The 15517-nt window shown below is 74.8% G+C and carries 1 protein-coding gene; it reads right to left on the bottom strand.

Annotated features, from left to right (window positions below):
- Positions 1–3 precede the first annotated feature (3 nt).
- On the bottom strand, positions 4–15465 hold the full coding sequence (locus OHA11_RS45855; protein WP_266508331.1) for a type I polyketide synthase: 15462 nt from the start codon (positions 15463–15465) through the stop codon (positions 4–6).
- Between the last annotated feature and the right edge of the window lie 52 nt (positions 15466–15517).

Below are 15517 nucleotides of genomic sequence, written 5' to 3'. Positions count from 1 at the left end.
TCGTCACAGGGTGTCGTCGTCGCCGACGAGGTCGTCGAGCGCCATGCTGATCAGGCTGGCCGCGTCCATCGCGTCGATGGATTCGCGGCTTTCCGCGCCGTTCGCGGCCGCCTCGCCCGCGGGCCGCAGGCCGGCCAGTTCGAGCAGGTTGTCCAGCAGGCCCGCGTCACGCAGTTTCGCCACCGGGATGGCGGTCAACGCCCGCCGGACGGCGTCCTCCTCGGCGTCGGCGGCGGTGCGCTGCCGTGGTGCCAGTTCGGTGCCGAGGTGGTCTGCGAGGGCGGCAGGGTTGGGGTAGTCGAAGATGAGGGTGGCCGGCAGCCGCAGCCCGGTCACCTCGTTGAGCCGGTTGCGGAACTCGACGGCGGTGAGCGAGTCGAAGCCCAACTCGTTGAAGGGCAGGCCCGGTTCGAACTCGTCGACGCCGAGTACCCGGATCGCCTCGTCGCGGACCAGCTCCAGCAGCCTCGGAGTCCGTTCCTCGGCGGCGAGCGAGGCCAGTTCACGTCGCAGCGCCGTCGAGGCGCCGGACGCCGCGGCCCTGGCCGCCCTGCGCGGTGTCCGGACCAGGCCGCGCAGCAGCGGCGGGACCGCTCCGGATCCGCCGATCGCCGCGGTGTCGAGGCGGGCGGGCATCAGGATGGCCTCCTCGCGGGCGACGGCCGTGTCGAACAGGCCGAGCCCGGTCTCCTCGTCGAGGGGAAGCACCCCGCCGGCCGCCATCCGGCGGCTGTCGGCGTCGTCGAGCCGGTCGGCCATGCCGCCGCCGGCCCAGGCACCCCAGGACAGCGAGACCGCGGGCAGACCGAGTGACCTGCGGTGCGCGGCCAGTCCGTCGAGGAAGGCGTTGGCGCAGGCGTACGAGGACTGGCCGGGGCTGCCGAGCAGGCCGGCCGCCGAGGAGAACAGCACGAACGCGGTGAGCGGGCGGTCCTTGGTGAGGTCGTGCAGGTGCCAGGCGGCGTCCAGCTTCGGGCGCAGTACGCCGTCCAGTCGTTCCGGTGTCAGGGAGGTGAGCATGCCGTCGTCCAGGACACCGGCGGTGTGGACCACCGCGGACACCGGGTGCGTGTCCAGGACGCGGGCCAGTTCCTCCCGGTCGGCGGCGTCGCAGGCGACGACGGCCACCTCGGCGCCGAGCGCGGTGAGTTCGTCCCGCAGCTCGTCGGCGCCGGGCGCGTCCGGGCCGCTGCGGCTGAGCAGCACCAGCCGGGGCGCGCCGTGCGCCGTGACCAGGTGGCGGGCCACCAGCCGGCCCAGCGCCCCGGTGCCGCCGGTGACGAGCACGCCGCCGGACCAGTCGACCGGGACCTCCTCGGCCAGGCGCGGTGCGCGGACCAGCTTCGGTGCGCTGACAGTGCCGTCGCGCAGCACCAGTTGCTGCTCGCCGGAGGCGACGACCGACGGCAGGAGCCGGTAGGACGCCTCGGAGTCGTCGAGGTCGGCCAGCACGATGCGGTCGGGGTGCTCGGACTGCGCGGAGCGGATCAGGCCCCAGGCGGCGGCGCCCCCGAGGTCGGTGACGTCCGCGTGGGCCGGACCGGCCGCGCCGCGGGTCACCACGACCAGCGTGGCGTCGGCGAACCGGTCGTCGGCCAGCCAGGTCTGCACCTGGTCCAGCAGCCGGTGCGCCCCCGCGCGGATCTCGTCCGGGTTCCCTCCGCCGGTGTGGACGAGGACGACGGTGTCGGAGGCGGCGTCGGCGGCTTCCTCCAGGCCGGCCGCCACGGTCACCTCGGCGACCTCGCCGGCCAGTGCGTCGGCGAGCGCCTCGCGGTCGGGGCCCAGCACGGTCCAGCGGCCGGCCTGCGGCGCGGCGTCACCGGGCACCGGCGTCCAGTCGAGCATGAACAGCGAGTCCTGTCCGCCCGCGGCGGCCGCGGCGATCCGCTCGGGGTTCACCTCCCGCAGGGACAGCGACGCGACCCGTACGACCGGTTCCCCGGCGTCGTCGGCGGCCTCGATGGTCACCGCGTCGGGCCCGTGCGGGGCGATCCGCACCCGCAGGGCGGTCGCGCCCACGGCGTGCAGATCGACGCCGCTCCAGGCGAACGGCAGCGTCATACGCTCCTTGGTGCCCTCGCGCAGCCCGATGGCGTGCAACGCCGCGTCGAACAGCGCCGGGTGCAGGCCGAGGGTGCCGGGGGTGTCACCGGTCGGGACCGCGACCTCGGCGAACACCTCGTCACCCAGCCGCCAGGCCGCCCGCAGGCCCTGGAAGCGGGGCCCGTACTGGGCGCCCAGCTCCGCCAGCCTCTCGTACAGGCCGTCCACGTCCACCGGTTCGGCGTCGGCCGGCGGCCAGGCCGCCAGGTCGTAGCCGGCGGTTTCGGGGCCGGGGCGCAGTAGGCCGGTGGCGTGGGTGGTCCATGGATCGCCGTCGGCGACGGTCGAGTACACCTGGAAGGCGCGGGCACCGGAGGCGTCCGGTTCTCCGACGGTGCACTGGAGCCGTACGGCGCCTTCCTCGGGCAGCACCAGCGGTTCGGCGATGGTCAGTTCGTCGACGGTGCCGCAGTCCAGGCGGGCGCCGGCGGCGAGTGCCATCTCGACGAACGCGGTGCCCGGCAGCAGTGGCACGCCGCCGACGGCGTGGTCCGCCAGCCACGGGTGGTCGGCCAGTGACAGGTGGCCGGTGTGCAGGCTGCCGTCGGCTCCGGCGAGTTCCACGGCGGTGCCGAGCAGCGGGTGGTCGGCGGCGGCGCGGTGGCCGGGGACGTCACCGTTCATCCAGTAGCGGCTGCGCTGGAACGCGTACGTGGGCAGGTCCGAACCGTCGCGGTGCGGCAGCAGCGCCGCCCAGTCGACGGCGGTGCCGTGTACGTGCAGGGCGGCGAGCCCGCCGAGCAGGGCCGCGGGCTCGTCGCGGTCCTTGCGCAGCAGCGGTACCACGGCGTGGGCGCCGGTGTCGTCGCGCAGGCTCTCGGTGGCCGCCGCGGTGAGGGCGTTGCCGGGCCCGACCTCGGCGAACCGTCGGACGCCGGTGTCCTCCAGTGCCGTGACGGCGTCGGCGAACCTGACCGCCTCGCGGGCGTGCCGCACCCAGTACTCGGCCGTCGACAACTCGTCGGGGGCGGCCGGGGCGCCGGTGAGGGTGGAGACGAGCGGGATGCGCAGCGGTCCGTACGACAGCGACTCGGCGATCTCGCGGAACTCCTGGAGCATCGGCTCCATGAGGGCCGAGTGGAAGGCGTGGCTGACGGCGAGTTCCTTGGTGCGTTCGAAGCGGGCGGCGATCGCCCGGGTTGCCTCGGCCTCGCCGGAGAGGACCACGGAGTCGGGCCCGTTGACCGCCGCGATGCCCACGCCGTCGGTGAGGAGCGGGACGACCGCGTCCTCGGTGGCCTTGACCGCGATCATCACGCCGCCCTCAGGTAGCGCCTGCATGAGCCGGCCGCGGGCGGCGACCAGGGTGCAGGCGTCCTCCAGCGTGAGGACGCCCGCCACGTGCGCGGCGGCGTACTCGCCGACGGAGTGTCCGGCGAGCACGTCCGGGCGGACGCCGAGGGACTCCAGCAGCCGGTAGAGGCCCACTTCGACGGCGAACAGCGCGGGCTGGGTGTACTCGGTGCGCTCCAGCAGTTCGGCGGAGTCCAGGACCTCGGCGAGCGGGCGGTCCAGCAGCGGGTCCAGGTGGGCGCGGACCTCGTCGAAGGCCGCCGCGAAGGCGGGGAACGTCTCCGCGAGCCGCCTGCCCATGCCCGGCAGTTGGGATCCCTGGCCGGAGAACAGGAAGGCGAGCCGTCCGTCGGCCGCGGTGCCGGTGCTGCCGTGCGGCGGCGCGGTCCCGTCCGCGATGGCCCGCACGCCCGCGGTCAGGTCGTCCAGGCCGTGGCCGAGGACGGCGGCGCGGTGGGCGAGCGGGGTGCGGGCGGTGGCGAGGGCGCCGGCGATCCGGTGCGGGTCGGCGTCCGGGTCGGCGGCCAGGTGGTCGAGGAGCCGGCCGGCCTGGGCGCGCAGCGCCTGCGGGGTGTGGCCGGACAGCAGCCACGGCACGGGGTCGACCGCCGGAGCGGTGGGCGCGGCCTGCTCGGCGGGCTCCTGCGCGGGCGCGGCCTCGATGACCACGTGCGCGTTGGTGCCGGAGATACCGAAGGAGGAGATGCCCGCCCGGCGGGGGTGACCCGGGTCGGGCCAGGCCCGGGACTCGGTGAGCAGTCGTACGTTGCCGCCGTCCCACTCGACGTGCCGGGACGGCTCGTCGACGCCGAGGGTGGCGGGCAGGGTCTCGTGGCGGATGGCCTGCACCATCTTGATGACTCCGGCGACACCGGCGGCGGCCTGGGTGTGGCCGAGGTTGGACTTGACCGAGCCGAGCCACAGCGGGCGTTCCTCGGTGTGGTCCGCGCCGTAGGTGGCGATCAGGGCCTGGGCCTCGATGGGGTCGCCCAGGGTGGTGCCGGTGCCGTGCGCCTCGACGACGTCGACCTCGGCCGCGGACACGGCCGCCGCTTCCAGTGCGCGGCGGATGACGCGCTGCTGGGCGGGGCCGTTGGGGGCGGTGATGCCGTTGGACGCGCCGTCCTGGTTGACGGCGGTGCCGCGCAGCACGGCGAGGATCCGGTGGCCGTTGCGGCGGGCGTCGGAGAGCCGCTCCAGCAGGAGCACGCCCGCGCCCTCGCCGAAGCCGGTGCCGTCGGCGGAGTCGGCGAACGGCCTGCACCGTCCGTCGCGGGACAGCCCGCGGTGCCGGCTGAACTCCACGAAGGTGCCCGGGGTGGCCATGACGGTCACTCCCCCGGCCAGTGCGAGGGAGCAGTCGCCCTGGCGCAGCGACTGGGCGGCCAGGTGCAGCGCCACCAGCGACGAGGAGCAGGCGGTGTCCACCGACAGGGTCGGGCCCTCCAGGCCCAGGGTGTAGGCGACGCGGCCGGAGACCACGCTGCCGGAGCCGAAGCTGCCGAAGTAGTCGTGGTACATGACGCCGGCGAACACGCCGGTGTCGGAGCCGCGCAGGGTGGCCGGGTCGATGGAGGCGCGTTCGAGCGCTTCCCAGGAGGTCTCCAGGAGCAGCCGTTGCTGCGGGTCGGTGACCAGCGTCTCCTCGTCGTCCATGGCGAAGAACGCGGGGTCGAAGTCGGCGGCGCCGTAGAGGAACGCGCCGTGCTTGGTGTAGCTGGTGCCGGGCCGGTCCAGGGTCGGGTCGTACAGGGAGTCGACGTCCCAGCCGCGGTCGGCGGGGAACTCGCCGACGGCGTCCCGGCTCTGGGAGACCAGCCGCCACAGGTCCTCCGGCGAGTCGACGTCGCCGGGGAAGCGGCAGCCCATGCCGATGATGGCGATCGGCTCGTCGTCGGTGGCGCGGCGGGGCGTGGTCCGGGCGACGGCCGCGGGGCCGCTCAGTGTGGCGGTCAGCTCGCTCTGGAGGAAGCGGGCCAGTTCGGCGGGGGTGGGGTGGTCGAAGACCAGTGTCGCGGGCAGGCGCAGGCCGGTGGCGGCGGTGAGCCCGTTGCGCAGTTCGACGGCGGCCAGCGAGTCGAAGCCCAACTCCCGGAAGGGCAGGGTGCTGCCGACGTCCTGCGCCGACTTGTAGCCGAGGAGGGCGGCGACGTGGCTCTGCACCAGTTCGGTGAGGAACGGCTCGCGTTCGACCTCCAGCAGGGTGGCCAGCCGGTCGCGCAGCGAGTCGGAGCCGCCCGCGGCTCCCTGGCCGGCCGCGTTGCCCCGCTGGACGGGGACCAGGCCGCGGAACAGCGGGGCGAGCGCGTCGCCCTGCGCGCGCAGTCCGGCCTGTTGCAGCTTGACCGGCAGGACCGCGGGGTCGGGGCCGCGCAGGGCGGCGTCGAAGAGGGCCAGTCCTTCGTCGGTCTCCAGTGGCGCGACACCGCCGCGGGCGATGCGGGACTTGTCGCTCTCGTCGAGGGTGCCGGTCATGCCGCTGGCCTGGGCCCACAGGCCCCACGCGAGGGAGTGCGCGGGCAGCCCGGCCGTCCGCCGGTGCACAGCCAGGGCGTCGAGGTAGGCGTTGGCGGCGGCGTAGTTGCCCTGGCCCGGCGAGCCGAGGGTGGCGGCTGCCGAGGAGAACAGGACGAACGCCGACAGGTCCAGGTCCGCGGTGAGTTCGTGCAGGTGCCACGCGGCGTCGACCTTGGGGCGGAACACCGCGTCGACGCGCTCGGGGGTGAGCGAGGACAGTACGCCGTCGGCGAGGACGCCGGCCGCGTGGATCACGGCGGTCAGCGGCCGGTCTGCCGGTATGGCGTCCAGGGTGGCGGCGAGCGCGGTGCGGTCGGCGACGTCGCAGGCGGCGCTGGTGACCTCGGCTCCCAGCGCGGTCAGTTCGGCGACCAGTTCGTCGTCGGCGCCGCGCCGGCTGAGCAGGAGCAGGTGCTTGGCGTGCCACTCGGTGACGAGGTGGCGGGCGACGATGCCGCCCAGCGCGCCGCTCGCGCCGGTGACCAGGACGGTGCCGTCGCCGAGGGTGGCGGCGGGTTCGGCGGCCTCGGCGGGCGCGGTCCTGGCCAGGCGGGGCACCCGCCAGGCGCCGTCGCGGTGGGCCAGGTGGGGTTCACCGGTGGCGACGGCCTCGGCGAGCTGCTCGTCGGCGATGTCCTCGGCGGCCTCGACCAGGACGATGCGGCCGGGGTTCTCCGTCTGCGCCGAGCGCACCAGACCGCCCGCGGCGGCGCCCGCCGGGTCGGTTCCGGTGACCACGACGAGGGTGCTGTCGGCGAGTTGGTCGTCGGCCAGCCGGGACTGCAGCCCGTCGAGCACGGCGACGACGGCGGCGCGTACGTCGGCCGCGCTCGTGCCGGAGGGCGCGCGCAGCACCTCCAGGGCCGGCGTGTCCCCGTCGGCGGCGGCCGGTGCGGTGACCCAGTCGACGCGGTACAGGGAGCCGGTGCGGGCCGAGCGGCTCGCGGCGGCGAGGGCCTCGGTCCGCAGGGGGCGCAGGACGAGGGAGCCGACGGTGGCGACGGGGGCGCCTGCGGTGTCGGCGAGTGTCAGGGAGACGGTGCCCTCGCCGGTCGGCCGTACGCGGACGCGCAGTGCGGTCGCGCCGGTGGCGTGCAGCCGCACCCCGGACCAGGCGAAGGGCAGCAGTGCCTCGTCGGCGGCGGCGTCGGTGAGTCCGACCGTGTGCAGGGCGGCGTCGGACAGTGCCGGGTGCAGGCCGAAGCCGTCGGCCACGGCCTCGGTGGCGACTTCGGCGTACACCTCGTCGCCGGTACGCCAGGCTGCCCGCAGCCCCTGGAACAGGGGGCCGTAGCCGAGGCCGAGGTCGGCCAGTTCGTCGTACAGGCCGTCGAGCGGGACGGGTTCGGCGCCCTGCGGCGGCCAGGCGGTCAGGCTCTCCGCGTCGGCCGGGATCGTGCCCGTCGGGGCCAGCAGGCCGTCGGCGTGCCGTGTCCACGGCAGTTCCTCGTCGGGGTTCTCGGGGCGGGACCAGACGGCGAGCGGGCGGTGCTCCCCCTCGGGCGCGCCGACGACGACCTGGAGCTGGACGGCACCGTGTTCGGGGAGCACCAACGGTGCCTGGAGGGTGAGTTCCACGATGTCGGCGCAGCCGACCTGGTCGCCTGCGCGCAGGGCGAGTTCGAGGTAGCCGGTGCCGGGGAAGAGCAACTGCCCGCCGACGCGGTGGTCGTTCAGCCACGGGTGGGTGCCCGCGGAGAGGCGGCCGGTGAGGACCGTGCCCTCGCTGTCGGCGCGCACCATCGTGGCGCCGAGCAGGGCGTGGTCGGTGGGGGCGAGGCCGGCGGAGGTGACGTCGGCGCCGCCGGCGTTGCTGTCCAGCCAGTACCAGTCGTGCTGGAAGGCGTAGGTGGGCAGCGGTACGCGGTGCGGGCGGCGGCCCTCGCAGGCTGCCTCCCAGTCGATGACCGCGCCGTGCGTGAAGGCCTCGCCGAGCGCACCGAGGAACCTGTCCCGGCCGCCGTCGTCGCGGCGCAGCGAGCCGATGGCGGCCACGCCGTCGTCGGTCTCCTGGATGCCGACGGTGAGCACCGGGTGGGGGCTGGACTCGATGAACAGGGCGTGCCCGTCGCCGATGGCGGCCTGCACGGCCTGCTCGAACAGCACAGTGCCGCGCAGGTTCGTGTACCAGTACTCGGCGCCGAGTTCGCCGGTGTCGATCGGGCCGCCGGTGACGGTGGAGTAGAACGGTATGTCGGCGCTGCGCGGCCGGACTTCGTCGAGCACCTCAAGCAACTGCTCCCGGATGGACTCCACGTGCGCGCTGTGCGAGGCGTAGTCGACGGGGAGCAGCTTGGCGCGGACGTCTTCCGCCCGCAGCCGCGTGTGGAGTTCCTTGAGGGCGTCGGCGTCTCCGGAGACCACCGTCGAGCCGGCGCCGTTGACCGCGGCGACCGACAGACGGCCGTCCCATGCGGTCAGCCGCGCCCGCACCGCGTCGGCGCCCTCGCCGACGGACATCATGCCGCCGCCGCCCGACAGGTCCACGGCGATGGCCTTGGAGCGCAGGGTGACGATGCGGGCGCCGTCCTCCAGGGACAACGCGCCCGCCGCGCAGGCGGCGGCGATCTCGCCCTGGGAGTGGCCGATGACGGCGGACGGGGTGACACCGCAGGTGGTCCAGGTGTGCGCCAGGGACACCATGACGGCCCACAGCAGCGGCTGGACCACGTCGACACGGTCGAGGGTCCCGCTCAGTTCTGTGCGGAAGTCCCAGTCCGTGTACGGCTCGATGGCGACGGCGCACTCGGCCATGCGGGCGGCGAACGCCGGGGAGGTCTCCATGAGTGCGGTGGCCATGCCCGACCACTGGGAGCCCTGGCCGGGGAAGACGAACACCGGGCGGGCGCGGCGTGTGGCGGTGCCCTCGCCGAGGCCGGGGGCCGTGGTTCCGGCGGCCAGGGCCGCGAGGGCGCCGCGCAGTTCCGCGGTACCGGCGGCGTTGATCGAAGCGCGGTGGGCGAAGTGGGCGCGGTCGGTGGCCAGCGACCAGCCGACGCCGGACGGGTCGAGGCCGGGGTGGGTGTCGAGGTGGGCGAGCAGGGACGCCGCCTGGTCCGCCAGCGCGGCGGGCGTCTTGGCGGTGAGCAGCCACGGGAGGGCGAGTGCGCCGTCCGCGTCCCCGACGGGCTCGGTGGCGGGTTCGGGGGCTCGGTCCGGTGCCTGTTCGATGATGGCGTGGGCGTTGGTGCCGCTGATCCCGAACGACGAGACACCGGCGCGCCGCGGACGGCCCGCGTCGGGCCACTCCCGCTGCTCGGTCAACACGCGGACCGCGCCCGCCGACCAGTCCACCTTGGTGGAGGGCTCGTCCACGTGCAGGCTGCGTGGCAGTACGCCTTCGCGCATCGCCATCACCATCTTGATGACGCCTGCCACACCGGCGGCGGCCTGGGTGTGGCCGATGTTCGACTTGATCGACCCCAGCCACAGCGGCGCGGCGTCTTCGGAACGCCCCTGGCCGTAGGTGTTCAGCAGGGCCTGTGCCTCGATCGGGTCGCCCAGGGTGGTGCCGGTGCCGTGCGCCTCCACCACATCCACGTCGGCCACGGTCAACTGGGCGGCGGCCAGGGCCTGTTCGATCACGCGCTCCTGCGACGGACCGTTCGGCGCGGTCAGGCCGTTGGAGGCGCCGTCCTGGTTGACCGCGGTGCCGCGGACGACGGCCAGTACTTCGTGCCCGTTGCGGCGGGCGTCCGACAGCCGCTCCACGACGAGGACTCCGACGCCCTCGCCCCATACGGTGCCGCCCGCGGCGTCCGCGAAGGCCCGGGTACGGGCGTCGGGGGCCAGTGCGCCCTGGCGGCTGAACTCGATGAACGTCTCCGGGGTGGCCATCACCGCGACGCCGCCGACCAGGGCGAGGGTCGACTCGCCCTGGCGCAAGGACTGTCCGGCGAGGTGCAGCGCCACGAGCGACGAGGAGCAGGCGGTGTCGACGGACAGCGACGGGCCTTCCAGGCCGAGTGTGTAGGCGACCCGGCCGGAGATGATGCTGCCGGAGCCGAAGCTGCCGAAGTAGTCGTGGTACTGGACGCCCGCGAACACGCCGGTGCGGCTGCCCTTGAGGGTTCCGGGGTCGATGCCCGCGCTCTCCAGCGCTTCCCAGGAGGCCTCCAGCATGAGCCGCTGCTGCGGGTCCGTGACGAGGGCTTCCTTGGGGCTGATGCCGAAGAACGCGGCGTCGAAGTCCCCTGCGCCGGTGAGGAAGCCGCCTTCTCCGACGTACGAGGTGTCGGGGCGCTGTCGGGTGGGGTCGACGATCCGGTCGACGTCCCAGCCGCGGTTGCCGGGGAAGGGGCTGATGGCGTCGGTGCCGTCGGCGACCAGCCGCCACAGGTCCCGCGGGTTGCGTACGCCGCCGGGGTAGCGGCAGGCCATGCCGACGATGGCGAGGGGCTCGTCGGGGCGGGCCCGGTCGGTGCGCCGGGTGCGGCGGGATCCTGTGCGGGCCCCGCCGACCTGGGCGTCGAGGTAGGCGGCCAGGGCGTCGGGCGAGGGGTAGTCGAAGATGAGCGTGGCGGGCAGCCGCAGGCCGGTCTCGGCGGTCAGCGCGTTGCGCAGTTCGATCGCGGCGAGCGAGTCGAAGCCGAGGTCCTTGAAGGCCCGGTCGGCTTCGATGGCATCGGGGTTGGCGTGCCCGAGGACGGCGGCGACCTGGGCGCGCACGGTGCGCAGCAGGGCCGCGGTGCGCTCCTCACCGTCCAGCGATTCGATCCGTTCGGCGAAGCTGAGGCCGGAGCCCTCGGCCGCGGCCTCGCGGCGCACGGTACGTCCCACCAGGGCGCGGAAGACCGGGGCGAGGGCGGCGCCCTGGGCCCGCAGCGCCGACAGGCTGAGGCGGACCGGTGCCACGGCGGGGCTGCCGGTGCGGGCCGCCGCGTCGAACAGTGCGGTGCCCTCCTCGGCCGTCAGGTCGCTCATGCCGCCGCGGGAGATGCGGGCGCGGTCGGTCTCGTCGAGGGTGCCGACCATGCCACCGCCGAGGGGGGCCCACGGGCCCCAGGCCAGGGACAGGGCGGGGGCGCCCTGGGCGTGGCGGTGGGCGGCGAGGGCGTCCAGGAAGGCGTTGGCGGCGGCGTAGTTGCCCTGGCCCGGCGCACCGACGGTGCCGGCGACCGAGGAGAACAGCACGAACGCCTTCAGGCCGGGGTGCGAGGCCAGTTCGTGCAGGTTGATCGCGCCGTCGACCTTGGGCCGCAGCACTGCGTCGATCCGCTCGGGGGTCAGGGAGGTGACCACGCCGTCGTCGAGGGTGCCCGCGGCGTGGACGACGGCGGTGAGCGGGCGGGCGGCGGGAATCTCGGCCAGGACCGCGGCGAGGGCGTCGCGGTCGGCGATGTCGCAGGCGTGCACGGTGGCGGTCGCGCCGAGGTCCGCCAGTTCGGCGACCAGGGCGTCGGCGGCGCCGCCGCGGCTGAGCAGCGCGAGACGGCGTACTCCGTGCGCGGTCACCAGGTGGCGGGCGAGGACGGGTCCGAGTCCGCCGGTGGCGCCGGTCAGGAGCACCGTGCCGTCGGGGTCGAGGTCCAGGCCCGGGGCGTCGGCGGCGGTCTCGGCGCGTACCAGGCGGGCGGTGTACGCGGCGGTGTCCCGTACGGCGACCTGTGGTTCGCCGGAGGCCAGTACGGCGGGCAGCACGGTGGCCGGGTCGGTGCCGGGTTCGAGGTCGAGCAGCACGAAGCGGTCGGGGTTCTCCGACTGCGCGGATCGCACCAGGCCCCAGACGGCGGCGCCGGCCAGGTCGGGGACGTCCTCGCCCGCGACGCCCACCGCGCCGCGGGTGACGACGGCCAGCGGGCGGGGGTCGTCGTCCTGGAGGGCGGCGAGTGCGGCGTGCGTGGCGGCCCGGACCGCGTCGGGGGTGGCGCCGGGCGCGCTCTGGAGCAGGCGGTGGTCGGTGTCGGGAGCGGTGTCGTCCAGCGGCAGGGGGTGCCAGCCGACGGTGAACAGCGCGTCGGCCGCCTCGTCCCGCTCGGAGCGCAGGTTGGTCAGCGGCCGGGAGGCCAGGGAGGTGACGGTGGCGACCGGGGCGCCGGTGGCGTCGGCCAGGTCGACGGCGAACACGTCGGGCCCGGTGGGCACCAGCCGTACGCGCAGTACGGACGCGCCGACGGCGTGCAGGGACACGCCCGCGAACATGAACGGCAGGCGGGCTGTGTCGTCGGCCGAGCCGTCGCCGAGCAGGGCCAGGGCGTGCAGGGCGGCGTCGAAGGCCGCCGGGTGCAGGCCGAAGCGGGCCGCCTCCGCGGCGGGCCGCTCGGCGAGCCGGACCTCGGCGAACAGTTCCTCGCCGCGCCGCCAGGCGGCCTGCAGGCCCTGGAACACGGGCCCGTAGTCAAGGCCCGCGGCGGCGTGCCGTTCGTACAGTCCGGTGGTGTCCAGTTCCTCGGCGTCCTCCGGCGGCCACGTGGTGAGGTGGGTGCCGACGGCGGCCGGGGCCGGGCCGAGGAGGCCGGAGGCGTGCAGGGTCCACGGCTCGTCGGCGGGCAGGTTCTCGGCACGGGCGTACACATGGACCGTACGGGTGCCGGAGGGGTCGGGTGCGCCGACGGCGACCTGGACGCGGACGCCGTCGCCCTCGGGCAGTACCAGCGGTATTTCCAGGGCGAGTTCTTCGACGTGGCCGCAGCCGACCTGGTCGCCGGCGCGGACCGCCAGTTCGACCATGGCGGTGCCGGGGACCACCACGGAGCCGCCGACGACGTGGTCGGCGAGCCAGGGGTGAGTGCGCACCGAGAGGCGTCCGGTGAGGACGGCGCCGTCGGAGTCGGCGAGCATGGTGGCCGCGCCGAGCAGCGGGTGGTCGGCGGAGTCGAGACCCGCGGAGCTGACGTCGCCGGTGGCGGTGCTCGGCTCGGGCCAGAACCGTTCGCGCTGGAAGGCGGTGGTGGGCAGGTCGACCGTGCGGGCGCCGGTGAACAACGCGGTCCAGTCGGGCGAGGCGCCCGCGGTGTGCAGCTGCGCGAGGGCGGTGAGCAGGGTCTCGGTCTCGGACCGCTCGCGGCGGGTGGCGGCGGCGAGTACGGCGTCGGTGCCGTCGCCCTCGACGCACTCGCGGGCCATGGCGGTCAGGACGGCGTCCGGGCCGATCTCCAGGAAGCGGGTGACGCCCTCGGTCCGCAGGGTGCGTACACCGTCGTGGAAGCGGACCTCGTCGCGCACGTGCCGCACCCAGTAGTCGGGAGTGGCGAGGTCCTGGGCGGCGAGCGTGCCGGTGACGTTGGAGACCACCGGGAGGGTCGCCCGGTGGTACGTCAGGCCCTCGGTGACGCGCCGGAATTCGTCCAGCATGGGGGCCATGAGCGGGGAGTGGAAGGCGTGTGAGACCTTCAGCCGCCGGGTCTTCTCGAACCGTGCGGCCAGCGCCTCGGCCTCGGCGGCGTCGCCGGAGACCACGACGGACTCGGGGCCGTTGACGGCGGCGATGCTGATGTGTTCGGTCAGCAGGGGCGTCACGTCTGCCTCGGCGGCGCGCACGGCGATCATGGCGCCGCCCTCGGGCAGCGCCTGCATGAGCCGGCCGCGGGCCGCCACCAGCGTGGTCGCGTCGCGCAGGTCCAGTACGCCCGCGACGTGGGCGGCGGCGATCTCGCCGATGGAGTGTCCGGCCAGGTAGTCCGGGGTCAGGCCCCAGGATTCCACCAGCCGGTACAGCGCGACCTCGAACGCGAACAGCGCGGTCTGGGTGCGCTCGGTGCGGTTCAGCGGCTCGGGGTCGGCGGCGAACACCGTCTCCCGCAGGCCGTCGCCGAACAGTTCGCAGATCTCGTCGAAGGCGCGGGCGAAGACCGGGAAGTGCTCGTACAGCTCCTTGCCCATGCCCGCGCGCTGGGAGCCCTGGCCGGTGAACAGGAACGCGGTCAGTCCCTTGACGGTGCGGCCGCGGGCGGTGCCGGTCCCGCCCTCGGCCACCCGCGCCAGTCCCGTGAGCAGCGTGTCGCGGTCGGCGCCGAGGATCACGGCCCGGTGCTGGTGGGCGGTCCTGGTGGCGGCGAGCGAGTACGCCACGTCCGCCGGGTCCAGGTCGCCGACGGCGGCCGCCAGACGCGCGGCCTGGTCGCGCAGCGCCTGCTCGGTGCGGCCGGAGACCAGCCACGGCAGGAGGGGCGGCGCCGTACGCGGGGCCGGTTCGTCCGCCACCGGCTCCTCGGCGGGCTCTTCGGCGGGGGCCTGTTCGATGATGGTGTGCGCGTTGGTTCCGCTGGCGCCGAAGGAGGACACCGCGGCGCGGCGGGGCCGGTCGAGCTCGGCCCAGGACTGGTTCTCCGTCAGCAGGCGCACACGGCCCGCGGTCCAGTCGACCTTGGTCGACGGCTCGTCGACGTGCAGGGTCTTCGGGAGTACGCCCCGGCGCATGGCCATGACGACCTTGATGATACCGGCGACACCGGCGGCGGCCTGGGTGTGGCCGATGTTGGACTTGACCGAGCCCAGCCACAGCGGTGTGTCCTCGGGCCGGTCCTGGCCGTAGGTGTTCAGCAGGGCCTGCGCCTCGATCGGGTCGCCGAGGGTGGTGCCGGTGCCGTGGGCCTCGACCAGGTCCACGTCGGTGGGCGCGAGCTGGGCGGAAGCCAGCGCGGCACGGATGACGCGCTGCTGGGAGGGGCCGTTGGGGGCGGTCAGGCCGTTGGACGCGCCGTCCTGGTTGACCGCGGAACCGCGGACCACGGCCAGCACCTCGTGGCCGTTGCGGCGGGCGTCGGAGAGCCGCTCAAGGAGGAGCATGCCCGCGCCCTCGCTCCAGCCGGTGCCGTCGGCGGAGTCCGCGAAGGACTTGCAGCGGCCGTCCAGGGCGAGTCCGCGCTGGCGGCTGAAGGCGACGAACGAGCCGGGGGTGGACATCACGGTCGCGCCGCCGGCCAGGGCGAGGGTGCACTCCTTGGCCCGCAGCGCCTGCACGGCGAGGTGCACCGCGACCAGGGCCGAGGAGCACGCGGTGTCGATGGTGACCGCGGGTCCCTCGATGCCGAGGGTGTAGGAGATGCGGCCGGAGATCACCGCCGCGAGGGCGCCGGTGCCCAGCGCCGCCTCGGTGTCCTGCGGCATCTTCGCCAGCAGGTCCCGGTAGTCCTGTCCGTTGGTGCCGGCGAACACCCCGACCCGGGCGCCGTGCACCGAGTCGGGGGCGATACGGGCCCGTTCCAGGGCCTCCCACGAGACCTCCAGCAGCAGTCGCTGCTGCGGATCCATCGCGACGGCTTCCCGCGGGCTGATGCCGAAGAAGTCCGGCTCGAAGTCGCCCGCGTCGTGGAGGAATCCCCCGCGCTTGACGTAGCTCTTGCCCGTGGCGTCCGGGTCCGGGTCGTACAGCCCGTCGACGTCCCAGCCCCGGTCGTCGGGGAAGTCACCGATGGCGTCGGTGCCCTCGTGGACGAGCCGCCAGAACTCCTCGGGCGTGCTGACCCCGCCGGGGAAGCGGCAGCTCATCCCGACGATGGCGATCGGTTCCTTGTCCTGGGTCTCCACCTCGCGCAGGCGCTGGCGGGTCTGGTGCAGGTCGCTGGAGACCCGCTTGAGGTAGGAGAGGAGCTTTTCGTCGTTGGTCATCGAGTGACGCCACTTCTGTGCGAAAAGGTGAGCTGCGGGTTGGCGGGGGTGT

It is taken from the genome of Streptomyces sp. NBC_00878 (assembly GCF_026341515.1).
In the GTDB taxonomy this organism is placed as follows: domain Bacteria; phylum Actinomycetota; class Actinomycetes; order Streptomycetales; family Streptomycetaceae; genus Streptomyces.
The sequence above is the reverse complement of the archived record's forward strand: the minus strand, read 5'-3'. Positions and strand labels throughout refer to the sequence as shown.